This window comes from Paenibacillus lentimorbus NRRL B-30488 (genome assembly GCF_000411595.1).
Classification (GTDB): domain Bacteria; phylum Bacillota; class Bacilli; order Bacillales; family Bacillaceae; genus Bacillus; species Bacillus velezensis.
The window spans coordinates 144,435-168,654 of the sequence record NZ_ANAT01000005.1; the positions used below are offsets into that span (position 1 = coordinate 144,435).

Below are 24,220 nucleotides of genomic sequence, written 5' to 3' on the forward strand. Positions count from 1 at the left end.
ACATAAAGCGGCGGAGAGATCAGGGGGGATTTTTGATTTCGGCCCATTCAGAAACAAATCCAGGTCATCCCCGCCAGCAAAACCAGAATGATCAGAAGGTCTCCCCAAACAGTGCATACCGCCTTGGCATTAAGTCTGCCCGCATCCATGGCATTCCAAAGTTTTGATTGATAAACAGGCACCAGCACCATCGCATAGCATGTGCACAAGCAGACAAAAGCCGGCGGGACAAGCGCACATCCATCCTCATGCCAATCATGAATCAGTTCCGGTATACTCACCCCGCTGTCAATGTACAAGTATAATATACCCGCCAGCGGAATGAGCGAGCTGATCTGCAGCTCGAAAAGCTTCACCTTCCACTCACGCGCAAACGAAACGGCCCAAATCCATCCCAGCGCATAAAACAATAGAAGAAGCAAAATACTGAAAACAACAAAAATAGCGTCTTGCATCCCATTCAGAAACATAATAAAAAGACTCACAACGGGCAATGCAAGAACCAAGCCGCAGACGGTAAATACGGTAACGGCTATTTGGGCGCACGCACCGTACATCCACGAACCTAATCTCATTTTAACACCCCTATATAGATTTCCTATGTATATAGTGAAAAAGATCAGGCAAGTCTCTGCCTGCCTGCGTAAAAACCCATTTTGCCGCAAAACGGAAAACATACCGTCACAACGGCGCATACTGCCGCAAAACTCGGTGTGACCGCCGAAGGAAACAGCCCAGCCGGAACCAGATTGAACAAAAAGACAAACATAAAACATAGATTCGGCACCATTGAAGCCCATACCGTCCGCTCAGCAAGCTTTTTGCCGCCAGCCCCGAACTCTTTACCAGCTTGATAGCCGATTTGGAACCAATACAGCACATAACCGATCATAATCAGCCATACTGACACGGAAATCCCTTTCCACAGCGCGTCAACTGCGGGATGAATCCTCCACGCGTGCATCATCGTAATCATCGCCCCCATCACAAAAAGACCGCAGTTGCAGAACAGATAAAAGAGCATAAAAGTCCGCGCGGGAACCGCCGAAGCTTTTTGAAAAGCAGAGATAATCTCAGACGGAGTCCCCACTTCCCGCAGAATAAGCTCCATCGCTTCGCTTTCGGTTTTGCCTTTTTCCAGATGATCACAAATGGCATGATGAATATGGCTTTCGATTTCCTTTAATAATTCACGGCTTCCGGCCTTGCCTTCCAGCCCTTTTCTGATTTCCTGCACATAAAGGTCCTTATCCATTCTGCCCGCCCCGCTTCAGCATCCGGTCCATCAGAGCGGAGAACAGATTCCATTCCTTCGTCCGTTCGGCTAGAATGTTTTTTCCTTCATCGGTGATCCGGTAATATTTTCGGTCGGGCCCTTTGGTCTGCTTTTCCCAGTAAGAAGAAATATAGCTTTGGCGTTCAAGCTTATGAAGCGATGGGTACAGCGTGCCTTCCTTCATTTGCAGTTCATTCCCGCTTCTTTTCTCCATTTCTTTCACAAGTTCATACCCGTACATGGGCCGTTCATTCAGCAGCGTCAGCACCAGAATGACCGTGCTTCCCTTTACAAGCTCCCTGTTGAGCATTTATTTTCTCACCCTTACCTAGTAATCTTATGTAGGTATTGTACGCACATCCCCCGGGGCTGTCAAATCATTCCTCCAAGCCTTCCGTATTGTGATCGGGAGAAAATCTAACTATAATGAGATATAAAACACTGATGGAGGCCATTGATATGTCAATGCACAAAGCACTTACTATTGCCGGTTCTGATTCCAGCGGCGGCGCGGGAATTCAGGCCGATTTAAAAACATTTCAAGAAAAAACGTATACGGAATGACGGCTTTGACCGTGATCGTAGCGATGGACCCGGAGAACAGCTGGGATCATCAAGTATTTCCGATTGATGCCGATACGATTCGCGCACAGCTGGCGACGATTGTTGACGGAATCGGCGTAGACGCCATGAAAACGGGAATGCTCCCTACCGTGGAGATCATAGAGCTTGCGGCGAAAACGATTAAAGAAAAACAGCTGAAGAATGTCGTTATCGATCCTGTCATGGTCTGCAAAGGAGCGAACGAAGTGCTGTATCCGGAGCATGCCGAAGCGCTTCGCACCCAATTGGCGCCGCTGGCAACCGTCATCACGCCAAACCTGTTTGAAGCAAGCCAGCTGAGCGGTATGGATGAATTAAAAACGGTGGAAGACATGAAAGAAGCGGCCAAGAAAATTCACGAACTCGGCGCGAAATATGTATTGATTACAGGCGGAGGCAAATTGAAACATGAAAAAGCGATCGACGTGCTGTATGACGGAGAAACCGCGGAAGTATTAGAAAGCGAAATGATTGATACACCTTACACGCACGGAGCCGGATGCACATTCTCCGCCGCCGTGACGGCCGAACTGGCCAAAGGCGCTGAAGTGAAGGAAGCCATCTATGCGGCAAAAGAATTTATCACTGCGGCAATCAAAGAATCTTTCCCGCTGAACCAATACATCGGACCGACTAAACATTCGGCGATGCGTCTTAGCGGAAAATAAAATAAATATCCCCCTCATGATCGAGGGGGATTATTTCATTTTTTTCGCGGATGACCGCAAAAACATCTCAATCGATTGCACAAACAGCGCATATTCCTTCATCTGTTCATATGTATGCCTCAGCCGATCACTCCATTCATTGTGCGGCTCAGCCCTCTTGAGCATGCGATTCAGCTGAAGCAATACTTCTTTATATTCTTCCCGCTTATCTTCCACTTGCTCTGCGGCTTTGACAAGTAAACATTTCGGCGTCATCTTCTGATTTTTCAAAACTGAGAAAACAACTCCTTTTATTCCTGGAATCATAGGCTTTCGTTTGAAGAATAGCACAGATGGCATAGGTTTCACATAAGAAAAAAGAACGATTTTCTACAAAAGTGTCCAAATTGAGGCATTTATTTCCGTTTTTCCAACCGAAGTGACGGTTACGTCATCATTTCCCGGGAAAGGAAAATATCTGGCGCTGAATACCTCTTCTCCATCATTCAAAAACAATTCAATGGAGGATGCATCCAGAAAGAGCTGCACGGAATGCACCTCGCTGATGGCGCAGCTTCTCTTTTCTTTTTCTTCTCCGCTGAAAGCAGTGCGCTCCAGCACAGCCAGCCCCTCTTCCTGATGAAATATAAACCGGGCCGCGCCCCGAATTGAGATTTCAAAACCGGAGGATTCGCAAGTGATGTCTTCCAGCAGCACTTCAGCCCGGGACGCATCTTTCACCGGGAGGCTTACAGACGAGCAATTCAATTGAAGACGGCGCTTTTGTTCATCCGTGCGGCGCGATTTCATTTCCGGGAGCGGACGCTGTATGATTCTGCCGTTGGACAGTGACAGCTGTCTCGGCATCGTTAAGCAGTGAATCCAGTGATACGCATGTGTCGGATGTTTGTCCTCATGCTGATCCGGAACGCCCATCCACGCGAACAGAATCCTCCGCCCCTTATCATCTTCCAGCGTCTGCGCCGCATAAAAATCAAATCCTCTGTCAAGCTCCGTAAATTCACCATGCTTAAATTCTGGCGGCTCTGTATGCAGCCTGCCGAGGAAATAGCCCGCCTGGTGGCTGTTATGATATTTTATCCCGTCGGCTTCAAGCCCCTGTGGACATACGAGCAGCACGTCGGTTCCGTCAAGGGAAAACAGGTCGGGACATTCCCACATATAGCCGAATGACCCGAGACCGCCCGAGTCCGCCCCCGCAATCGAACCGAGAAACGTCCAATCCGTCAGGTTCTCTGATTTGAACAATACAGCGCTTCCGGTGAGCTTTTCTGTCTGCGCGCCGAGCACCATGTAATACGCTCCGTCTTTCTTCCAAACCTTCGGATCACGGAAATGAGCGGTATAGCCTTTTGGGAGACGCGCGACGATTCCTTTTTTTCAAATACGATCCCGTCTTCGGATACGGCGAGGCATTGATACGTTTCCCGATTTCCTTCTCCGTCACGGACATTGCCTGTGTACATCAGGCAGAGCCGCCCGTCTTTTTCGATGGCGCTTCCGGAATAACAGCCGTTTTTGTCATACCACTCACCCGGCGCAAGCGCGATTTCTTCCTCTTTCCACTCAACGAAATCCTTCGTCGTCACATGCGCCCAAAATTTCGCGCCGTGCCCCGTATGAAATGGCTGCCATTGAAAAAACAAGTGATATACGCCGTTCCATTGGATCACGCCGTTAGGATCATTTAAAAGCCCGACCGGCGGCATAACATGATAGTTCTGGCGGTATGGATCTGACGCGGCTGTTTCTCCCCGCTTCTTTTTCACTTCCTCAGCCTGCAGGCGCAACTCTTGATCCGTTGTCCTCATTTGACGGCCTCCTTTTCTTTAGCTCCCATAATGTAAGCGGCAATAAACGCCGAAACAGAGGCGATGCCCATTCCGATCAGATAGTTTATAAGATTTCCTAAACCGAGCGGAGCCGTGATGGCAATCATCGGAATTCCGGTCAGACCGTAAGCATTGGCTGCGACACCGGTCACCACGACATAGGCCCCTCCCAGCGCTCCGCCGATCATTCCCGCGATAAACGGCTTACGGTACCTTAGGTTCACACCGAAAATGACTGGTTCTGTTACGCCGAGAAAAGCGGAAAATGCGGCAGGCAGAGCGATTTCTTTCATTTTCACTTTTTTTGTCAGGAAAAATACAGCCAGCCCCGCCGCACCCTGAGCGACATTCGCCATCGACCAGATAGGAAGGATATAGTTTCTGCCCAAATCAGCGATGAGGCCGGCCTCAATCGCATGAAAGCTGTGATGCACACCGGTAAGCACAATAAGCGGATAAAGACCGCCGAAAAGAAGTCCGGCAACAATGCCCGCATGATCATACACATATGTCAGCGAGACGGTAATGCCTGATCCGATCGCCCTGCCAAGAGGACCTATTGCGATAAAGGTGATAAATCCTGTGACAATCACCGTGACAAACGGCGTGACCAATAAATCGAATGCGTGAGGCACAATTTTTCTCGTGCCCTTTTCCACTTTGCTCATAATGTAAACGGCTAACAGTACGGGGATGACCGTCCCTTGGTAGCCGAGCAGCGCAATGTCGAAGCCGAAGAGCTGCATAAAATCAGGTGATGCATCCGCAAGCCCCCACGGATCTAAAAGCGAAGGATGGATCATAATTCCTCCGAGCACAGCACCGAGATAGGCATTACCGCCAAATTCCTTCGCCGCGCTGAACCCGATGAATACGGGCAGGAAGATAAACGCCGCGCTTGAAAACATGTCTAAAAGCTTAAACAGCGATGATTGTTCAGACACCCAGTGAAAAGCCTTCATCATGCCGAGCAGCCCCATTAAAAGTCCGCTTGCCACGATAGCCGGAATGATGGGAACGAATATGTTAGACAGTGTTTTCGCAAATCTTGCGGCCGGATTCAGCTTTTTTTTCGCTGCGTCCTGATGTGTCTCACGATCCTCCCGCCCCAAATCGGCTTCTTTTGAAACAGCGTCATACACTTTATTCACAAGACCGGTGCCGAATATAATCTGATATTGTCCCGAGCTGCTGAAAGCCCCTTTTACTCCTTCTATCTCCTCAATGCCGGCCTGGCTGATCTTCTGTTCATCTTGAATGACGAGCCTGAGCCGTGTGGCGCAATGTGTCGCGCTGATGATATTTGATTTCCCTCCGATGTGTTTGATAAGCTGTTTTGCCGTTTCTTGATAATTCATGATGTATCCCCCTTTCTAAAATCAAAAAAGACCTAAAATTCGCCAACGAAAAAGGTCAGCATGATCCCTTTTTCATGTACGCAAATTTTAGGTCTTGCCTGCATTACCAGTCACAATCCCGCAGATTCAGTTTTTTAATGCGCTTTCATTTTATTTCATGATAGCGCTTTCGTCAATATGTTTTCAAAAAAAAGTCTGTTTCTCGAAACAGACGTGTTATTCCGGGTTTTTTTGCAGACGCTGGACATGCAGCGTAATATAGCCGGCCTCGGATTCCGGCAGTTCCAAATCATATTCATTTTTTAAGAACGCCGCCAGTTCAAGCGCACACCGATAAGCAAACGGATACTTTTTTTGGATGAAATAAAGCATCTCCTCGTCCATGGAATGGAGTGCTTCATTTGAGTCCAACCGGCTGACCGCATACCGCAAGTGCGTGACGAGGCGCTGATAGGAAATACTGTCTTCATCCACCTTCTGTTCGAAAAAGGATTCGATCTTTTCGATCATTTCTTTGATCATGGTTGTATGCTTCATCGCCGAATACATGCTTTTGGCATCCGCCTTAGCAGTGTGGATATGAAGCGCGATATACCCCGCCTCATCATCAGGCAATGATATACCGAGGGTTTGTTTCACGTGTTCAACCGCCCAGCGGCCGATTTCATATTCTTTTTTATAAAGCGCCTTAATTTCATGAAGCAATCGGTTATGCACCTGAAGGCCGTTTTGAATCCTTTCGATCGCAAAGGATAAATGGTCCGCCAGCGCAATGTGGATGTGATCGTTCAAAGGTGCCGCAAGCTCTCCCTCCGCATGGCTGATGATATCTTCAGCCGCCTCTATATGCTCTTCGGGAAGCGTTTCTAACACTTGTTTGAACTTTTCATTTTCGTCGTGCACGACAAATATTTTTTCAATTTTATGTTTTTGAATCACATCATTTTTTCTCTTTTGAAAAGCGATTCCGGGACCCATTACGATCTTTTCCCGTCCGTCTTCTTTTATTAACGCCGCATTGTTATTTAATACTTTGTCTATTCTCAAGAGGTTCGCTCCCGTTCATATGTTTAGTGGGATTGTACCCTCTTTTTCATATGATGTAAAGGTGCCGGACCCGCGCGCTCCCGTTTCGGCAATTCTTTGCGGACAGGCATCCATCGGTTTTTATCCAGCCTGCCGCGGGCCGATTTCGTTTCATCGGTCAAATCCGCCGATCGGACACGGCTCACAAACGAAAAAGCCCCAGCCGTCCGCTTCGCTTTCTTATGATAAGCCGCTTGGTTTCCGTACACGGCGGCTAATGGATATCTTCCGTTACCCAGCGCCATCCAGTTCATCAGAAAGACCATCCACACCCGTAAAGATACTAGCAAACGTTTCATTGCAAATCATCCCTCCGCTTCTTTTTGACAGACAGCTTGTTCGCAGGCCTGTTTTTCTCTCCGCTTTAACGGAAAAGGCGGCCGATCCTTCTCCGCTAAAAACTAGCGGGTCTAGCAACCCTATGACTCTATGATAGACGCGGCCGGGCGAATTGTTTGTCACAATATGAGTGAAAAAACAAACTAGTTTTCAGAAGTTTTGTTGAAAGCTGATGGAAATGACCTGAAAAATGGAAAAGCCGATAAAAAAGTTATACACACCTTATCCCTTGGTTAAGCACAGCTTAAACACAGGGTATATCCACATATCCACAAACTCGATCTATATTTTGTATAGGAACACTCGTTCCCAACAATATATATACACAATTTTATTCAGTTATACACAGGATTCTGTGTATAACTCCCTCCTTATTCACAGACCAATTTCCATAAATGAGTCATATGTCACAAGGATTATTTTGAATTTTCAAGAAATATATACTAGATTTCTATTTCAGATAAAGAAAAGGGGGAAACACGATTGAAAAAAGGAATCATCCGTTATCTGCTTCCGGCTTTTGTCTTATCCTTTACCTTATCCACAAGTTCACAGGCTGCGCCGGCTTCAAAACCGCAAACTCCTGATCTTGAGAAGGCTGAGGTGTTCGGTGACATTGATATGACCACCGGCAAACAAACGACAGTCATCGTCGAGCTGAAGGAAAAGTCACTGGCGGAAGCAAAGGAACTCGGCAAAGCACAGACAAAAAGCAAGCTGAAAAGCGAACGCTCAAAAGTGAAAAAGAAAGCGCTCAAAACCATTAAACACGGAAAAATCAACAGGGAATATGAGCAAGTGTTTTCCGGCTTCTCCATGAAACTCCCGGCAAATGAAATCCCCAAACTGCTGAGTGATCAGGATGTCAAAGCGGTTTATCCGAACGTCACCTATCATACCGATCAGCTGAAAGATAAAGACATCACCCTATCTAAGGATGCCGTGTCTCCGCAGATGGATGACAGCGCGCCTTATATAGGGGCAAATGACGCGTGGAAGCTCGGCTATACGGGAAAAGGCGTCAAGGTGGCCATTATTGATACCGGTGTCGAATATAAACACCCTGACTTAAAGAAAAATTTCGGACAATATAAAGGATACGATTTTGTGGATAACGATTACGATCCTGAAGAAACGCCGTCCGGTGATCCGAGAGGCGCGTCGACTGACCACGGAACCCATGTCGCGGGCACGGTAGCGGCAAACGGAACGATTAAAGGCGTAGCGCCGGATGCTACACTCCTTGCCTACCGTGTGCTCGGTCCGGGCGGAAGCGGAACAACGGAGAACGTCATCGCCGGCATTGAACGCGCCGTACAGGACGGAGCGGATGTCATGAACCTTTCTCTCGGCAATTCTGTGAATAACCCGGACTGGGCGACAAGCACGGCGCTTGACTGGGCGATGTCAGAAGGCGTCACGGCCGTTACATCAAACGGAAACAGCGGGCCGAACAATTGGACCGTCGGCTCTCCGGGAACGTCCAGAGAAGCCATCTCCGTCGGAGCGACCCAGCTGCCGCTGAACGAGTACGCCGTCTCCTTCGGTTCCTATTCCTCAGCGAAAGTAATGGGCTACAACAAAGAAGATGACATAAAAGCACTGAATAAAAAAGAAACAGAGCTCATAGAGGCGGGTATCGGCGAGCAAAAGGATTTTGAAGGCAAAGATCTGAAAGGAAAAGTCGCGGTCGTCAAACGGGGCAGCATCGCCTTTGTGGATAAAGCAGACAACGCCAAAAAAGCGGGCGCGATCGGTATGGTTGTGTATAACAATGCTCCGGGAGAAATTGAAGCCAATGTACCGGGCATGTCCGTGCCGACGGTTAAGCTTTCATCAGAAGACGGCGAAAAACTCGTCAGCCAATTAAAAGCGGGCGGCACAAAAGCGACATTCCATTTATCCGTCGCTAAATCGCTCACTGAACAAATGGCAGACTTTTCGTCACGCGGCCCGGTTATGGACACGTGGATGATTAAACCTGACGTCTCCGCTCCCGGCGTAAACATCGTGAGCACCATTCCGACCCATGATCCGGCCGACCCGTACGGCTACGGATCGAAGCAGGGAACGAGCATGGCTTCTCCGCATGTAGCCGGCGCAGCTGCCGTCATCAAGCAGGCCAAACCGAAATGGAGCCCGGAACAAATAAAAGCCGCTCTCATGAACACGGCGGAAACCTTAACGGACGCGGACGGTGACGTATACCCGCATAATGCGCAAGGCGCCGGAAGCATCAGAATCATGAAGGCGATCAAAGCAGACTCCCTTGTCGCCCCGGGAAGTTATTCTTACGGAACGTTTATGAAAGACAAAGGCAATGAAACGAAAAAAGAAACCTTTACGATTGAAAACCAATCGTCCATCAGAAAATCATATCAGCTCGAGTATTCTTTCAACGGCACGGGCATTACCGTTTCGGGCACAGACCGGGTCGTGATCCCCGCTCATCAAACCGGAAAGGTCAATGCGAAAGTAAAGGTCAATGCCAAAAAAGTAAAGGCGGGCACCTATGAGGGAACCGTCACAGTGCGTGAAGGCGGAAAAACAGTCGCAAAAGTGCCGACGCTCCTGATTGTAAAAGAGCCGGACTATCCGCGCGTGACGTCAATCGACGTGCAGGACGGCACAACGCAGGGAACCTACCAAATTGAAACCTATCTTCCGGCGGGAGCCGAAGAGCTTGCCTTCCTTGTATATGACAGTAATCTTGACTTTATAGGCCAAGCCGGCATCTACAAAAAGCAGGATAAAGGCTATCAATATTTCGACTGGAACGGCAAAGTCAATGGTGACACCGCACTTCCCGCAGGAGAATATTATATGCTGGCCTATGCCGCGAACAAAGGGAAATCAAGCCAGGTGCTGACTGAAAAACCTTTTATCATTGAATAACCGAACAGCCCTGCTGGAGCAACAGCAGGGTTTCTTTCTGACTATTCGGCAAAAGCTTCTCGAAGCAGACGGTATGACTGAAGTTTATCTTCAAAATGATGAGTAATGGTTACAGCCATCACTTCTTCCGTTCCATATGCTTTACTGAGAGCCACAATCTGTTCCTTCACTTGCTGCTTCGTTCCGATGATCATCCGATTCCGATTATCGGCAATTCGTCTTTGTTCATACGGTGTATACGTATTGCCGCGGACGGTTTCGTAAGACGGTACGCCGTGAAGCGGAATCCCCTGTTCACCTGCAAGCAGCGTATAATCCATGACAGCCGCGAGTTCCTCCGCTTTCTCCTCCGTATCCGCGCACAGTACAAACACCGCCACGGCTGTTTTTGGTTCTTTTCCTAATACAGAAGGTTTAAATCTGCGCTTATATTGTGCTGTCGTGCTTTCTCCGCCTTCTCCATTAATAAAATGGGCAAACATATAGCCTGCTCCCATTTCTGCGCTCAGAAGCGCGCTTTCCCCCGAAGAACCGAGAAGCCAGACTTCCGGCGCCGTCTTAATAAGGGGTGATGCGGTCAGATTCGGAAAACGGTGATTGTCATCAGCTGCATCATGCAAATACATCGCCAGCTCACGAAGCTGCTGCGGATATTGATCAGCGTTACGCTTCCCGCCGTCATTCAGCGCCCATGATGCGATCGGCATTCCGCCCGGCGCTCTCCCTAATCCGAGATCGATTCTGCCCGGCGTCAACCCTTCAAGCACGCGGAAATTCTCCGCCACTTTATATGCGCTGTAATGCGGAAGCATGACACCGCCTGATCCTACCCGAATGTCATTCGTTTTCGCCGCAATATGACTGATCAGCACTTCAGGGCTTGAACCCGCCAACCGCTCTGAAAAATGATGCTCTGACACCCAAAACCTCTTATATCCGAGCTTTTCCGCCTCCTGCGCCAGTCTTACTGTATTCCGCAGTGCACTTTCCGCAGAACACCCTTCTGATACAGGAGATTGATCCAATATACTTAATGAAATCATCACTGTCACCTCATCAACATCGTACCACTGCTAAGCCGTTTTTTCTTTCTGTATGCTTATAAGCATCCCTGATGATAAACATTTATATACCTTGTTCCATTTTGTCGAAATATGTTACACGTGAAACATAAAAAAACCTCTCCCGGTCAGGAGAGGTTTTTTCTTAATTCTTTTGAAAACCTTTATCTTTTACATATTGATTTAAATAGGTTCTCGGTTTTTGTTTCATGAACTGCAGGATTTGATCAGACCACGTTTCAACCCGCTTGCCGTTTGTCCGTTTATCATAATAATCGGAAATGGTTTCATCATATTCCTTCATATAACTGCGGAAGTTTTCTTCATTCGTATCGTACGTGTTTTCATGATATACGGCTTGTTTCGGCAGGCGCGGCTTTTGACCGGACGGATGAGCGGGATGACCGACTACCAAGCCGAACAGCGGCAGCACATGATCAGGTGTACCAAGCACTTCCGTCACCTGATCAAGTTCATTTCGAATGCCTCCGATATAACAAATGCCGAGTCCCATTGATTCCGCGGCAACACTTACGTTTTGTGCGGCAAGTGCGGCATCAATGACGCTGACCATAAACATTTCCGTATTCTCAAGAAGCTCGGTAATGTTTTCGCCTTTTTCCTCAGCAAGTTTTTTATGACGGTACAAATCAGCGCAAAACACAAACAAGTGCCCGTTATTTTCGACGTAAGGCTGGTTTCCGGCCAGTGCCGCCAGCTTCCGCTTTTTCTCCTTATCGGTTACGCCGATGATGGAGTAAGCCTGCACGTAACTGGACGTTGACGCCGCCTGGGCGCTTTTCACTAATGTATCTATCTCTTCTGCTGTCAGAAGCTCGTCAGTAAATGATCGGATCGACCGATGATTAAGTATAGTTTCGATGGTATTGTTCATATAAAAGCCTCCTTCTTTATATATCATATCCGAAAGGGAATCATGTCAAAAGCGAAATGCTCTAAACAAAAAAAGACAGCCCGAAAAACGAGCCGTCTCACATTAAGAATTGAACAAGTAGCTTTTATATTTCGTCAGCTGCACACTTGCGTTATATACGATCCCGAAGCTGATTAATGTAGAAAGCACCGAGCTCCCCCCCATAGCTGACAAACAGCAGCGGAATACCTGTAACCGGCATAATGCCGATATTCATCCCGATGTTCTGGAAGGTGTGAATCACGATAAGTGCAGTAAACCCTACGCAAAAAAACGCGCCAAATCGGTTAAACGCATGCAAGCGGTCAATCAGCACCACAAGCCTGTAAATTAAAAGAAAACATGACAACCGCAATGGCGCAGCCTAAAAACCCAAAACTTTCACCCAAAATCGCAAAGATAAAGTCAGTCTGTCCCTCAGGTACGTACACCTTCAGATTATGAACGCCGTTTCCGGTAATGCCGCCCGATCCGATCGCCATAACGGCCTGATCCACCTGCCAGCTTTTATCGCTCTCGGCCTGAGTCGTTGCCGCACTGGAGTCAGACATCCACGATGTAATCCGGTTAATTTGATAATCCGCAATGCCGATTGAATTCGCCACATGGGGAAATTCAATTACCAGCACTAAGAAAAGGCCAAGCACAAGCGCGGCCGAACCGCCGATGATGGTGATCAGCTTCCAGTTTACACCAGACATAAACACCATCACCATAACGATAAACAGACAGATCGCACCCGTTCCGGCATCCTGCAAAACGATCATCCCGATCGGAATAACCGTCCATGCCGCAATTTTCAAAAGCAGATTCACATCTTCCCGAAGTGATCTTTGATCTTTCGGGCCCGCCTTCGATATAATGGACGCGACCATCATCATAATTCCTATTTTCGTAAACTCAGAGGGCTGGAGGGTAAAGTTTCCGATTTGAAACCAGCTCTTCGCTCCGTTTTTAATCGGCGCGATGGATTCCGGCGCCACACGCAGAAGGAGCAGCGACAGCACGCCGGCAATCAATACATACAGACTCAGTTTCTCAAGCTGCTCTAAATCAAAGTACAGCAATAATCCGATGAATCCCGCACCTATAACATAGAAGACAATCTGCTTCATCCAGGCACTGCCTCCATACTGCCCGAACTGTCCGGCCGCATAAATCGCCGCAACACTAATTATTAAAAACACACCAAATATAAAAATCAAATCCCCCTGATAATAGGGATTTTGCTGTTTCTTATATCGACTCATTCTATCCCGCCTTACATTTTCATCGGAAGTCACTATTGTTTATTATACATGAACACCGTTCAAGAAAACATGATGAGGTTGCTTCCTTTTTATTTTTTACGGTTTGGGGACTACACGACATATGACGTGTCAGAAAAGGAAATGTTTCGGTCATGATGAAACTTTTCCGATAAAAAACCCCTTCTCGTCAGAAAAGGGGTTTCAGCCTATGTTTAACGTCATAAACAAGCTGTTCGGGTCCTCTTTATAATGTGCAAACGAATCACAATATTGAAACCCGGCTTTTTCATACAGGCGTCTGGCGGGGAGAAAAGCCTCCATAGAACCGGTTTCTAAGCTGATCCGCTCATAGCCCCGCCGCCTTGCTTCTTCAAGCATATGGCGGAGGATCCGCTTGGCTGCGCCTTTTCTGATATGATTCGGAGAGGTTTTCATTGATTTGATCTCACCGTGCCGGCTGTTTAGCTCCTTTAAGGCGCCGCAGCCGAGCAGGACGCCGTCTTCCCTCGCACTCCAAAACGTAACGTCAGGCTGACGCAGCCGGTCCGCATTGAGCGCGTGTATACTTTCCGGGGGAGAATGCATGGTCATGCTCTTCAGATGCTCCTGCAAAAGCGCAATGACCTCCGGCGCTGTGACATCGTCTTTTGTTATGTCCACTTCAAACCCACCCTCGCTGTGCATGTTTTCTTTGAACATGGCAAAGGTTCAAAGCCGTGCGCCATTCCCTTGTACGGAAATGTGACAGGGTATTTGACCTTTCCGGTTTCTTGTACCTATCCAAAAATGAGGCAATAGTTGCAATACATTTCTCGAAAAAGCGGTATCAAAAATTGGAAAACATGGTATAATAATTGTAACAAAATGTTCAAAAAACGACCACAAAACAGACACATTTTATTCTCTGCATTTCATTTTGGAAACGCTGCCATAAAATGAAAGGAGACATGTAAGATGGACATGTTTTTTGCTTATTTACTGGTCGCAAGCGCAACACCCCTCTTTATCTGGCTGGATAACAAAAAAGTCGCTCTTTCGGCCATACCGCCAATTATTCTCATGTGGGTTTTCTTCTACTTTTACGCAACCAGCAGCCTGTCCCCTCTCGGCCACACACTCATGATCATCCTGTTTGCCGTCAACGTCATCGTTGCCCATATCGCCGCCTTTATCATTTATGGCCTTCCGCGCCTGCGCCGGAGAAGAAGCCAATAAAGGCACAAAAAACCCTCTTCGCCTGAACGAAGAGGGTTTCTTTTTATTCCTGATGTTCGGAATGTTGCTTCGCACCGCCAGGAGGGTTTCCATCCATATGGTCCCCGTGATGGTAGTGCGCCGCAAAAATCCAGATGGAACCAAGGATGATAACAATCGCTCCGAAAAATCCGAAGAGCGTGTTTCCGACTTGAATTCCGCCGTTTTCGCTTTCTGTCATGTGCATGAACATGAGAAGCTGAAGGCCGGCTTGGATAAATGCGAATCCGAAAATGATCCACAGTTTTGCTGATGGGCTTAATTCCGTATATACCGCAACCCAAAGGGCCAGCAGGGTCAGAATAATAGACAACGCAAAACCTACGATATGCTTCCACGGAAAGTGGCTGTGTTCAGCAGATTTGTTTGCCATATTATAGTCCCCCCAATCCGATGAGATAGACGCCTGTAAAGATGAAGATCCAAACAACGTCTAAGAAGTGCCAGTATAAACTTGAGATAAAGATTTTTGAAGACGTCTGCGGCGTTAATCCGCGTTTCTTCAATTGCAGTAAGATGCCGGCAATCCAGAAGATACCGATCGTTACGTGCGTTCCGTGCGTTCCCAGAAGGACGAAGAATCCAGACCAGAAAGCACTTGTACCGAGAGATGCTCCTTCATGTACATAGTGGATGAACTCGTTAAGCTCACATCCGACGAAGCCCGCGCCGAGAAGAAGCGTAATGATCGTCCAAATGACGACGCCTTTTAAACTTCCGCGACGCATTTCATGAACAGCGATCCCGCAGGTGAAACTGCTGATCAGAAGCAGGAATGTCATGATCATGACAAGCTTCACTTCAAATAATTCAGCCGGTAAGACTCCTCCTGCTGTTCTTCTTTGAAGAACGAAGAAGGTTGCAAATAGTGTTGAGAACAACACAATCTCTGCCCCTAAAAAGATCCAAAACCCGAGAATATTGAGTCTGCCGGTTTCAGATTGATATTCCATAGGCGCGTTAGAATTGCCGTGTTCTGCATGTTCCATAAATCACGCCTCCTTTATTCGGAAATCTTTCTTTCCGTCTCTTTTATTTCTTCAACAGGTATATAGTAGCCATTGTCATATTCAAATGAACGAAGCACCATGCAAAGCAGAATGCCGATCAAGCCGACAATGCCCATCCAGAACCATTCAAATACAAGTCCGAAGCCTGCAATACCGAACGCCACTGACATAATAAGCGGTCTTCCGGAGTTGTGCGGCATATGGATTTTCTTGAACTTGCTTTCCGGATGAATATCCGTTTTGTCTTCTTTCAATTGCAATAACGCATCTTGAGATTTCACTTCAGGAAGCACCGCAAAGTTGTAATGCGGCGGAATCGCAGATGAAGTCGCCCACTCAAGCGTACGTCCCACGTCCCATGAATCTCCGCTGATCTCGCGAGTAGAGTAGCGGAAGCTGTAGTAGATGTTGTAGCAAAGGATTAAGAATCCGACACCCATCATGAAGGCTCCGACAGTTGAAATAAAGTTCAATGCAGTCCATCCGTCATTCGGTCCGTAAGTGTAAATACGGCGAGGCATACCTTGCAGCCCCAAGAAGTATTGAGGGAAGAAACATACATTAAATCCGATCATAAAGATCCAGAAGAACCATTTTCCGATTCTTTCGTTCAGCTTGTGGCCGAACATTTTCGGATACCAGAAAATAAATCCTGCGAAACATGCAAATACCGTACCCGCGATCAGCACATAGTGGAAGTGAGATACGAGGAAGTACGTATTATGGTATTGATAATCCGCTGCAGCCATCGCAAGCATAACCCCTGTTACCCCGCCGACAACGAAGTTCGGGATGAACGCGAGCGCCCACAGCATCGGTGTTGTAAAACTGATTCGGCCTTTATACATCGTAAAGAGCCAGTTAAAGATTTTAACCCCGGTCGGAACCGAAATCGCCATCGTTGTAATCGAGAAGAAAGAGTTAACAGACGCACTGTTCCCCATTGTGAAGAAGTGGTGAGTCCATACAAGGAAACTCAGGACGGAAATGGCGATAATTGAGCCGACCATCGCTTTGTAACCGAATAACTGCTTTCTTGCAAACGCTGAAATAATTTCAGAGAAAATACCGAATGCCGGTAAGATAACGATATATACTTCAGGGTGTCCCCAAATCCAGAACAAGTTAGCCCAAAGCATCGGCATACCGCCGGCTTCCAGCGTGAAAAAGTGAGCGCCGAACAAACGGTCAAATGATAACAGCGCCAATGCCACTGTCAAAACAGGGAAGGCGAATACGATAATAACCATTGTAATCAGCGTCGTCCATGTGAACATCGGCATACGCATCAGCGTCATGCCTTTCGTACGCATTTTCAGGATCGTCACCATAAAGTTGATACCCGTCATCAGCGTACCGATACCGGCAATCTGAAGACCGAGCAGGTAGAAGTTCTCACCAGGCCCGGGACTCATGTCGTTGCTTGCCAGCGGCATGTAACTCGTCCATCCTGCGTTCGGAGAACCTCCGATAACGAAAGAAATATTGAAAAGCATCGCACCTACAAAGAACGTCCAGAAACTCAGGTTGTTCAAGTAAGGGAATGCTACGTCGCGCGCACCGATCTGCAAAGGTACGACAACGTTGATCAGACCGATTAAAAACGGCATCGCCATGAAGATAATCATGATCGTACCGTGAGTCGTAAAGATCTCATTATAGTGGTTTGAGTCTAAAAAACTGTTATTAGGAAGCGCTAACTGGGCGCGCATCATCAAGCCGTCGACCCCGCCGCGGAACAGCATGATAACAGCAGAGATAATGTACATGATTCCAAGTTTCTTATGGTCTACAGACGTCAGCCATTCAGACCAGAGCCATTTCCACTTTTTGAAGTATGTGAGTACAACGATGATAGCGATAGTGGAAAGCGCAATGGAAACTTGTGCGCCCAGAATTAATGGGTCACCTGTTACAAAAAATTCATCCCATCTCAATTTCATTCGGGCTTCCTCCTTTCTTGTTCAATTTCAATCTTGTTTATCGTCGGATACTTTAAATTCGTTTTTCTTTACATCTTCCCACGGGTCTGTTTTAGAGTGCGGTGATACGGCTTTGTAGCCAAGGCGTTTGCGCGCCTCCATCGCATATTCGGCATCTTGGCCGTGGTCAACGTATTTTAAGTGTGTAGAAGAGAACGTTAATTTTCCGACATTCTCCGGAAGCATCAGTTCGTCATACTTCTCTTTCGTCAGCTTTGGAGAATCGCTTTGGGCTTTTTTCACCCAGCTGTTAAAGTCTTTTTGCGTAACAGCTTTTACGTTGAATTTCTGGTCGGCAAAGTGTTCGCCGGTGAAGTTCGCGTTGCGGCCTTCATATGTTCCCACTTTGTCAGCTTGTAAGTATTGATCCATCAGCATTCCCGCCATCGCGTATTTTTGTCCCCCAAGCTGAGGAATCCATAGCGATGCCATTGAATCTGCTGAAGAAATTTTAAATAAAACCGGACGGTCTACAGGAATGTTCAGGTAGTTAACCGTCTCAATATCCTGCTCAGGGTAGCTGAATACCCATTTCCAGTCTACCGAAGTAGCATAAACAACAAGAGGCTCTTTATCCTTTGTCGCTTCAGGCGCTTTTTCTAACGAATATATCGTCTGTACGGTAGGCACAGAAAGTGCAATAACAATTAAAATTGGGATCACTGTCCAGACTACTTCTAAGAACGTGTTGCCGTGCATCTCGGGCTTGTAATTTCCGCTGTCTTTGCCTTTGCGGTCGCGGTATTTCACTAAAATGATTGTAAATAGTACGAATACGACGCCGACAATGAACAGCATAAATCCGATTGACAAGAGAATCAGATCTTTCTGCTGGTCTGCTACAGGTCCTTTCGGATCTAAAACGGAAATGTCGCTGCATCCGCCCAGTACGAAAACAACAGCCAACATCGCTAATAAAAGTAACGGTTTAAATGCTCTGAACAAGAAGATCACCATCCTTCCTATTGATGTAGTGAATCTGAAATGTACTTTCTCAAAATCTTTTCTCTATCTACCTTGTTATGCTATCAAAATCTGCACTTATTAGCTTTATTTTTTCTAAAGTTCATCTTTTTTTCGACCTAATGTCACAAAATCGTCAAAAAATGCATGAACTTTTTCCACTTGCGTAAATCAAACATAAAAAGTTTTAGATCATTTAGCATATATAGAGAAAAAAGATAGCGAGAACGAATAATACCAAATAAAGGTTTACCATAATAAAAATCGCTGGTCAACAAAAAGTTTCATTTTGTTAAACATTCTACAAAAGAAATATTTTTTCCTTTGCTCACACCTTTTCACACGGTTTCCATTTTAACGCAACGCATTGTGAAAAAAAAGACCGGAACGCGCCTTGATATGTTCATTATAAAAAACGCATTCATATGTTTAATATGGACAAAACGAAGGAAACATATAGGCATAAATAATAAAAATAGGAAGTGATATTTATGGGTTTTATCGTATCTCTGATTGTCGCTATTATTATCGGCTGGATCGGAAGTTTATTTGTAAAAGGCAGTATGCCCGGGGGAATCATCGGGTCAATGATCGCCGGTCTGATCGGCGCATGGATCGGGCACGGACTGCTCGGCACATGGGGTCCTCACCTTGCCGGCTTTGCCATCATTCCGGCAATCATCGGAGCTGCGATCGTGGTATTCTTATTCAGCCTGATCGCCAGAAGCAGAGGATAAAAAAAAGCCTCGTCCCTTATGGGATGGGGCTTTTTTCCGGTAGAGCGCCCAAATGGCGGATAAACCGCCGGAAAGCCGCTCTGCCTTCTTCTGTCTGTTTAAAGACGCCGGCATGCTCCAGTATCCGCGCAAAGGCATGGCCGATTTCCTCTTTCAGAATCTGTTCCGCGTTTTCTTTCGTTACCTTCCGCTTATGCAGCACACTGAGCGCCCAATCTTTATGCTTTGCCGCAGAAGGGTCTGCCGTTAAGACCGCTTCCGGGTCCGGGGAGCACAGCGCTTCAGCCGTGTATTTCATTTCTTGTTCAAGGCGGCCCGGCAGAATTGCAAGCCCCATTACCTCAATCAGTCCGATATTTTCTTTTTTCAGGTGATGAACTTCCTGATGGGGATGAAAAATTCCCAGCGGATGCTCATCAGAGGTGCGGTTATTTCTGAGGACGAGATCTAATTCGAATAAACCGTTTCTCCGCCGGGCAATCGGCGTAATTGTATTGTGCGGTGTTTCTCCTGAAAAGGCGAGGAGATCAGCCGCCTCATCGGAATAACCGCGCCACGCCCGCAGGATGGCATCCGCCGCGCCGGAAAGCTCAGACGCGCTCTCGCTTTGCAGGCGGATGACCGACATCGGCCACTTCACAATTCCCAGCACCGTTTTCGGATAGTCAGGCAGCCTGTACCGGCTTTCTGTCTCCGCCCGCGCCATCGGGAATTCATAATGGCCCCCCTGAAAATGGTCGTGGCTTAAAATACTGCCGCCGACAATCGGCAGATCAGCATTGGAACCGAGAAAATAATGAGGATACTGGCTGACAAACGACAGCAGCCTGTCAAACGTTTTTTTGCTGATCTTCATCGGTTCGTGCCGGTCTTTCAAAACGATGCAATGCTCCCGGTAATACACATACGGAGAAAATTGCAGAAACCACTGCTCATCGCCGAGAATGACCGGAATGACACGAAGGTTTTGACGCGCCGGGTGATCCGGTCTCCCCTCGTACCCGACATTTTCTTTACAAAGAACACATCTCGGATAATCGGATTGAGGCTGCTCTTTGGCAGCGGCAATTGCTTTCGGATCTTTTTCCGGTTTTGAAAGGTTGATCGTGATGTCCAGCTTTCCGTAAGCCGTCTCAGCCGTCCACCCGACATTCCGCTGTATTCTGTCCGAACGGATATAATACACATCCTCTGAAAATTGGTAAAACGCCTTTGTCGCCTGCTCCGGCCCGTGCACCGCCTTTGTTTCTTCAAAACGACGGACAATCTCGGACGGCTGCGGGGCAAAACAGCCCATGATCTTCGCGCTCAGCAGGTCGCGATAGGTGTCTGTATCGGCTGCAATCCGGCCCGTTTCTGCCGCCCATTCATAAATCGGGGCCAATATGTCCGGCAATGATGCCGCCGATTCATTTTCTTTCTGTTCTGAAGCCTCCGGATGGGTAATATGCAAAGTTTCGTATAAACGGTTTCTTGTATATTCAATATCAAGAAATGAAATCAGCTCTTTTTGCAATCCGTACCGGATTAAACGTTCCACGTGCCGCTCAATTGCCATCGTCATCCCCCTTTAGTTCTCTCGCTCCGGCTCCGATATCCGCCGTGTAAAAGTCAGCTTTTCTCCCTGTCTTCTCCTCATAGCGGGCCCCGTTAGCTCTCCGATGAGATACTCTGCCGGGCGCAAAGAAAACGCGCAGGTCTCGGATTCCCCCGAATACATCAGCAAACGCTTTCTTTATTTTGTGCTTCATACGCATCCTCTTCCACCATTACACTTTCCCCCCGGGGCGCGGAAAGAAACCGTTATGACACGCCCTCTTCTTTCGCTTTTCTGAAGACAATCCACTTGCTGGCCGCATAGTTGACGACTACGATAATGACGTTATCGGCGATTTTCGCCAATGTTTCGTTCATATGAAATTGACTGACCAGAAGAATCATCATGGCGAGATCGATGGCGAGAGACAGCACCCGCACGCTGAAAAAGGCCGTTAATTCTTTCATCAGACTCCGCATCCCCGCGGTCTTTTGCTGAAAGACATACAGTTTATTCGTAACATAAGCAAATAGAACGGACAGAATCCAAGCGGCGACAGTCGCCGCCTTGTAATCCATCTCAAATGCCGACGTCAGAATGTAAAAACTGACGATATTCACGATGGTCGTGAATATCCCCATAATGATATACATCATAATTTCTCTGTAGCGCATGGCAGTTCCTCGCTTTCTGAAAGACTTTTCTAAACCTTTTGTCAAATCAAGAAGAACGTTACCCTGATTTTCTGCCGCTGACAAAAACATAGAGCGCGTCAAACATGCTGCGGAAAGTAACCGGCCTTCCCAGCACATTGGATTGCTTAATCATCCCGTCGATGAGCGCGCACATCATGTTAGCGGTATGCTCGGTATCTATATGGTCTTCTATTAAATTTCTCGATTTGAGCCAATTTATGTACATGGTGCTTTCTTCTATCCATAACTTATAAAGACGGATATAAGCTTCATATTCACTGACGACTTTGTAAGTAGGCATATGAACGGCAAAAGACACAACATTCCAGGCAGGCTTGCTGTTTACAAACCGCATCAACAGGCTGGCCGCGCTGGCCGCGGCTTCACAAAGCGTCAACGGCCGCTCTGTTTGCTTTTCTAATTCGTCGAGATAGCCAGTGATGATCCTTTTTTTAATCTGACGCCTCTCTAACAAATGCTTCAGAAAATCTTCCTTGCTTTCAAAATGAACGTAAAACGCCCCTTTGCTGAAACCCGCCGCTTTACTGATGTCATCGATTGAGACTGAATCGTAAGCTCTTTCAATCAGGAGATGAAGGCCTGCGTCAATAAAACTTTCAAATGTTTCTTCTCTCTTAATTTGAAATTTGTTTTTTTCATTTTTTACCCCAGCTGTTTGATCATTCACTTTATCTTACACCGAATCATTCTTTTGCGGTATTTTTTATGCAAAAAGAATATGCTATTCGACGTTTTGAGGGTAAATATTAATAGGTCATATGGTTTATTTTTATTTGCATACTATCCAGTCAGTATTTATTTGTTTATTATTATATGTAAGAATTCTTGAAGGATTTTGGTTATTTCAGTCATTTTCTTAGGGAATAGGTAGGTGAATTCATCTTCAATTTGGGATTACCGGCCAACTATGTGTGATATTTGTTATACATTGGCTGCTGTAGCTGGGCAAATCAATTTTTCAATTGGAGGTTCTTATGAAAACTCATGTAATGAAAGATATAGATCAAGATTGGCAATTGTTAATTCAAGAGGCTAGAATCATGGGTTTGAACATTGACGATGTGAGGCGCTTCTTAAATACTGAAAAAGCGGTGAAGAAAAAAACACCAATGAAAAACACCATCCGCCAGCGGTAAGATTACAGGCGGATCCTTTTACTATATGACCTGCCACAGTCCGCCCGCACCTGAGTTTTCAAAGGAACACCCGCAATAAGAGGGGAATCAGAGAACAAACCGTATACCGGACAACCATTCCCGTCCGTATTCCGCAATTGAACAGCCAAACATGGTGATATGAGATCCCCCCGCTGCATATCTTGTGTATTATGCCCATTTATGAGGTGATACACAGATGGATACGAATCCCTATTATGATGAAAAACAACAGAACTACTACGAAGGCCTGAATCCTTATTTATTGAACAAAATAGACGAAAACTGGCGGACAGTGCTTGATGTCGGCTGCGGAACGGGCAATTTAGGAGCGGCGATCGAAGACCGCGGAATAACGGTTTACGGCATTGAAGCGTATCCCGAAGCCGCAAAAAAGGCGGAAAGCAAATTGAGCCATGTGCTTTGCGGCGACATTGAATCCGCCATTCTTCCGTACGAACCAGAGCAATTCGACTGCATGCTGTTCGGAGACGTTCTTGAGCATCTTATCGACCCGTGGACAGTGCTGAAAAAGCTTCGTCCTTATGTAAAAAAGACGGCACTGTGCTTGCATGCATACCGAATGTCGGCCACATCTCAGTCGTGCTGGAGCTTTTAGCCGGCAAATGGACTTACAGTGACGCCGGATTAATGGATCAGACCCACCTGCGTTTTTTTACCCGGGAAGAGACTCTTTCATTATTTAAAGCCGCCGGCTATGAGGTGAAACGCATTGAAGCGATCCGCGTTGATCACCCTTCTTACCACAAAGCTATCGCATCATTGCACGAAGTATGCGTACAGCTTGGCATAAGGCATGACTTTATGACAGAAGCATCGGCCTATCAATATGTGATTGAGGCCGAGAGGAGCATGTAATGGATTCACATTCATTTCTGTTTGTCATTTGCGTGAATGATGAGTCGCTCTACTCCCGATGCAAAAACCATATTCTAAAGCTTACCGTCCCCCCTTCACATTCCGTTGATATCTTGCCGATATACGATTCAGCAAGCATGGCCTCGTCCTACAACAAAGCGCTGAAACACCCCTCCAAATATAAAATTTATCTGCATCAGGATACTTTTATCATTCATCAGCATTTCCTTCATGACATGCTTCATATCTTTCAATCTCATCAGGAGCTCGGCCTTCTTGGTGTCGCCGGCTGCAAAACCCTGCCGCCGAACGGCATTTGGTGGGAAAGCGGACAGCGGATGGGAAAAGTGATTGAATACCGGGGGAATGCTTATCACCCGCTGGATTTTGAGCACGGTGATGAAGACGGCCTGTTTACGCCCGCTGACGCCATTGACGGCTTGTTAATGGCGGCTCAATATGACGTGGAGTGGCGGGAGGATTTGTTTCGCGGCTTTCATTTTTACGACACATCACAGTCGCTCGAATTTCAAAAACACGGCTATCAAGTCGGCGTCGCCTGCCAGAAAGACCCTTGGTGCCTTCATTTTTGCGGCGACTCCTTTGACGCCGCGGCATATGAAGCGGACAGACAAACATTTGTCAAACACTATATGGCAAAGCCCTCTCGCTGATGCAAAGAGGGC

23 protein-coding genes and 5 pseudogenes are annotated in these 24,220 nt (G+C 46.9%); 7 read left to right on the forward strand and 21 right to left on the reverse strand.

Translation table 11 applies throughout. The features are described from left to right. Window positions 1-47: 47 nt before the first annotated feature. Genes D368_RS01575 through D368_RS01585 form a run of 3 tightly spaced genes read right to left on the reverse strand, consistent with a single transcriptional unit; the run spans window position 48 to window position 1,586 of the window. Window positions 48-575: a hypothetical protein gene (locus tag D368_RS01575; protein ID WP_071392445.1), complete on the reverse strand. Its 528-nt coding sequence runs from the start codon at window positions 573-575 to the stop codon at window positions 48-50. Between the two features lie 44 nt (window positions 576-619). Next, the gene (locus D368_RS01580) at window positions 620-1,255 is read right to left on the reverse strand and encodes a permease prefix domain 1-containing protein (RefSeq protein WP_071392446.1); all 636 of its coding nucleotides are present in this window, start codon (window positions 1,253-1,255) and stop codon (window positions 620-622) included. Next, window positions 1,248-1,586: a PadR family transcriptional regulator gene (locus D368_RS01585; protein ID WP_003150960.1), complete on the reverse strand. Its 339-nt coding sequence runs from the start codon at window positions 1,584-1,586 to the stop codon at window positions 1,248-1,250. The genes D368_RS01580 and D368_RS01585 overlap by 8 nt, the downstream gene beginning before the upstream one ends. Window positions 1,587-1,735: 149 nt before the next feature. Here D368_RS01585 and D368_RS01590 point away from each other — a divergent pair. After that, window positions 1,736-2,547 (forward strand): annotated as a pseudogene (locus tag D368_RS01590) (bifunctional hydroxymethylpyrimidine kinase/phosphomethylpyrimidine kinase). Window positions 2,548-2,577: 30 nt separating this feature from the next. Here the strand turns inward: D368_RS01590 and D368_RS01595 are convergent. The 6 genes and pseudogenes from D368_RS01595 to D368_RS01615 all read right to left on the reverse strand — a co-directional run bounded on the left by D368_RS01595 (window position 2,578) and on the right by D368_RS01615 (window position 7,122). Next, entirely contained in the window at window positions 2,578-2,853 is a 276-nt protein-coding gene (locus D368_RS01595) for an LOG family protein (protein WP_046341456.1), read from the reverse strand. Window positions 2,854-2,916: 63 nt separating this feature from the next. Next, window positions 2,917-3,393, reverse strand: coding sequence for a GH32 C-terminal domain-containing protein (locus tag D368_RS19780; RefSeq protein ID WP_486129203.1), 477 nt, complete (start codon window positions 3,391-3,393; stop codon window positions 2,917-2,919). Window positions 3,394-3,405: 12 nt separating this feature from the next. After that, window positions 3,406-4,358, reverse strand: a pseudogene (locus D368_RS01600) (sucrose-6-phosphate hydrolase); the annotation flags it as partial. Next, entirely contained in the window at window positions 4,355-5,737 is a 1,383-nt protein-coding gene (locus tag D368_RS01605) for a sucrose-specific PTS transporter subunit IIBC (protein WP_128574486.1), read from the reverse strand. The gene D368_RS01605 and the pseudogene D368_RS01600, both read right to left, overlap by 4 nt. Before the next feature lie 216 nt (window positions 5,738-5,953). Continuing rightward, entirely contained in the window at window positions 5,954-6,784 is an 831-nt protein-coding gene (locus D368_RS01610; RefSeq protein WP_003150954.1) for a PRD domain-containing protein, read from the reverse strand. A gap of 23 nt (window positions 6,785-6,807) precedes the next feature. Further along, the gene (locus D368_RS01615; protein WP_128574487.1) at window positions 6,808-7,122 is read right to left on the reverse strand and encodes a hypothetical protein; all 315 of its coding nucleotides are present in this window, start codon (window positions 7,120-7,122) and stop codon (window positions 6,808-6,810) included. 523 nt (window positions 7,123-7,645) lie between these two features. Between D368_RS01615 and D368_RS01620 the strand changes: the two genes are divergently transcribed. Then, window positions 7,646-10,057, forward strand: coding sequence for a S8 family peptidase (locus D368_RS01620; protein WP_101562545.1), 2,412 nt, complete (start codon window positions 7,646-7,648; stop codon window positions 10,055-10,057). A gap of 41 nt (window positions 10,058-10,098) precedes the next feature. On the opposite strand, the gene D368_RS01625 is transcribed toward D368_RS01620, so the two are convergent. The 4 genes and pseudogenes from D368_RS01625 to D368_RS01640 form a co-directional block, all read right to left on the reverse strand. Further along, complete coding sequence (locus tag D368_RS01625; RefSeq protein WP_039253397.1) at window positions 10,099-11,100, reverse strand: LLM class flavin-dependent oxidoreductase; 1,002 nt, start codon at window positions 11,098-11,100, stop codon at window positions 10,099-10,101. 163 nt (window positions 11,101-11,263) lie between these two features. After that, the gene (gene nfsA / locus D368_RS01630) at window positions 11,264-12,013 is read right to left on the reverse strand and encodes an oxygen-insensitive NADPH nitroreductase (RefSeq protein WP_021494748.1); all 750 of its coding nucleotides are present in this window, start codon (window positions 12,011-12,013) and stop codon (window positions 11,264-11,266) included. A gap of 102 nt (window positions 12,014-12,115) precedes the next feature. Next, window positions 12,116-13,302: pseudogene (locus D368_RS01635) on the reverse strand (FtsW/RodA/SpoVE family cell cycle protein). A 201-nt stretch (window positions 13,303-13,503) separates the two neighbouring features. Continuing rightward, window positions 13,504-14,001 carry a GNAT family N-acetyltransferase gene (locus D368_RS01640; protein WP_128574488.1) on the reverse strand — a complete coding sequence of 166 codons (498 nt, stop codon included), beginning with the start codon at window positions 13,999-14,001 and terminating at the stop codon, window positions 13,504-13,506. Window positions 14,002-14,256: 255 nt separating this feature from the next. On the opposite strand from D368_RS01640, the gene ywcE reads away from it, so the two are divergent. Then, a complete protein-coding gene (ywcE, locus tag D368_RS01645) occupies window positions 14,257-14,517 on the forward strand; it encodes a spore morphogenesis/germination protein YwcE (protein ID WP_003150937.1) in 261 nt (86 codons plus the stop codon). Window positions 14,518-14,560: 43 nt separating this feature from the next. Here the strand turns inward: ywcE and qoxD are convergent, their stop codons facing one another. From qoxD to qoxA, 4 genes are read right to left on the reverse strand one after another with little or no spacing between them, the layout of a single operon-like run. After that, window positions 14,561-14,929 carry a cytochrome aa3 quinol oxidase subunit IV gene (gene qoxD / locus D368_RS01650; RefSeq protein WP_014419185.1) on the reverse strand — a complete coding sequence of 123 codons (369 nt, stop codon included), beginning with the start codon at window positions 14,927-14,929 and terminating at the stop codon, window positions 14,561-14,563. Window position 14,930: 1 nt separating this feature from the next. Then, entirely contained in the window at window positions 14,931-15,545 is a 615-nt protein-coding gene (qoxC, locus tag D368_RS01655; RefSeq protein ID WP_003150930.1) for a cytochrome aa3 quinol oxidase subunit III, read from the reverse strand. 14 nt (window positions 15,546-15,559) lie between these two features. Beyond that, entirely contained in the window at window positions 15,560-17,509 is a 1,950-nt protein-coding gene (qoxB, locus tag D368_RS01660; RefSeq protein WP_128574489.1) for a cytochrome aa3 quinol oxidase subunit I, read from the reverse strand. A 27-nt stretch (window positions 17,510-17,536) separates the two neighbouring features. Beyond that, window positions 17,537-18,502 carry a cytochrome aa3 quinol oxidase subunit II gene (qoxA, locus tag D368_RS01665; protein ID WP_014306059.1) on the reverse strand — a complete coding sequence of 322 codons (966 nt, stop codon included), beginning with the start codon at window positions 18,500-18,502 and terminating at the stop codon, window positions 17,537-17,539. Between the two features lie 500 nt (window positions 18,503-19,002). Here qoxA and D368_RS01670 point away from each other — a divergent pair, with 500 nt between their 5' ends. Further along, complete coding sequence (locus D368_RS01670; RefSeq protein WP_003150926.1) at window positions 19,003-19,248, forward strand: GlsB/YeaQ/YmgE family stress response membrane protein; 246 nt, start codon at window positions 19,003-19,005, stop codon at window positions 19,246-19,248. 16 nt (window positions 19,249-19,264) lie between these two features. Here the strand turns inward: D368_RS01670 and galT are convergent, their stop codons facing one another. From galT to D368_RS01690, 4 genes and pseudogenes are all read right to left on the reverse strand, one after another. After that, window positions 19,265-20,806, reverse strand: a complete 1,542-nt coding sequence (gene galT, locus D368_RS01675) for a UDP-glucose--hexose-1-phosphate uridylyltransferase (RefSeq protein WP_128574490.1) — start codon at window positions 20,804-20,806, stop codon at window positions 19,265-19,267. Next, a pseudogene (locus D368_RS01680) lies at window positions 20,796-20,897 on the reverse strand (galactokinase family protein); the annotation flags it as partial. The pseudogene D368_RS01680 and the gene galT, both read right to left, overlap by 11 nt. 154 nt (window positions 20,898-21,051) lie before the next feature. After that, complete coding sequence (locus D368_RS01685; protein ID WP_029325749.1) at window positions 21,052-21,438, reverse strand: GtrA family protein; 387 nt, start codon at window positions 21,436-21,438, stop codon at window positions 21,052-21,054. Between the two features lie 79 nt (window positions 21,439-21,517). Then, window positions 21,518-22,168, reverse strand: coding sequence for a TetR/AcrR family transcriptional regulator (locus tag D368_RS01690; protein WP_128574491.1), 651 nt, complete (start codon window positions 22,166-22,168; stop codon window positions 21,518-21,520). 307 nt (window positions 22,169-22,475) lie between these two features. Here D368_RS01690 and D368_RS01695 point away from each other — a divergent pair, with 307 nt between their 5' ends. The 3 genes and pseudogenes from D368_RS01695 to D368_RS01705 all read left to right on the forward strand — a co-directional run bounded on the left by D368_RS01695 (window position 22,476) and on the right by D368_RS01705 (window position 24,208). Further along, window positions 22,476-22,637, forward strand: coding sequence for an anti-repressor SinI family protein (locus D368_RS01695; RefSeq protein ID WP_029972917.1), 162 nt, complete (start codon window positions 22,476-22,478; stop codon window positions 22,635-22,637). A 217-nt stretch (window positions 22,638-22,854) separates the two neighbouring features. Continuing rightward, window positions 22,855-23,534: pseudogene (locus D368_RS01700) on the forward strand (class I SAM-dependent methyltransferase). Then, window positions 23,534-24,208, forward strand: a complete 675-nt coding sequence (locus tag D368_RS01705) for a glycosyltransferase family protein (protein WP_029972918.1) — start codon at window positions 23,534-23,536, stop codon at window positions 24,206-24,208. Before D368_RS01700 ends, D368_RS01705 begins: the two are co-directional and overlap by 1 nt. The last annotated feature ends 12 nt before the right edge of the window (window positions 24,209-24,220 follow it).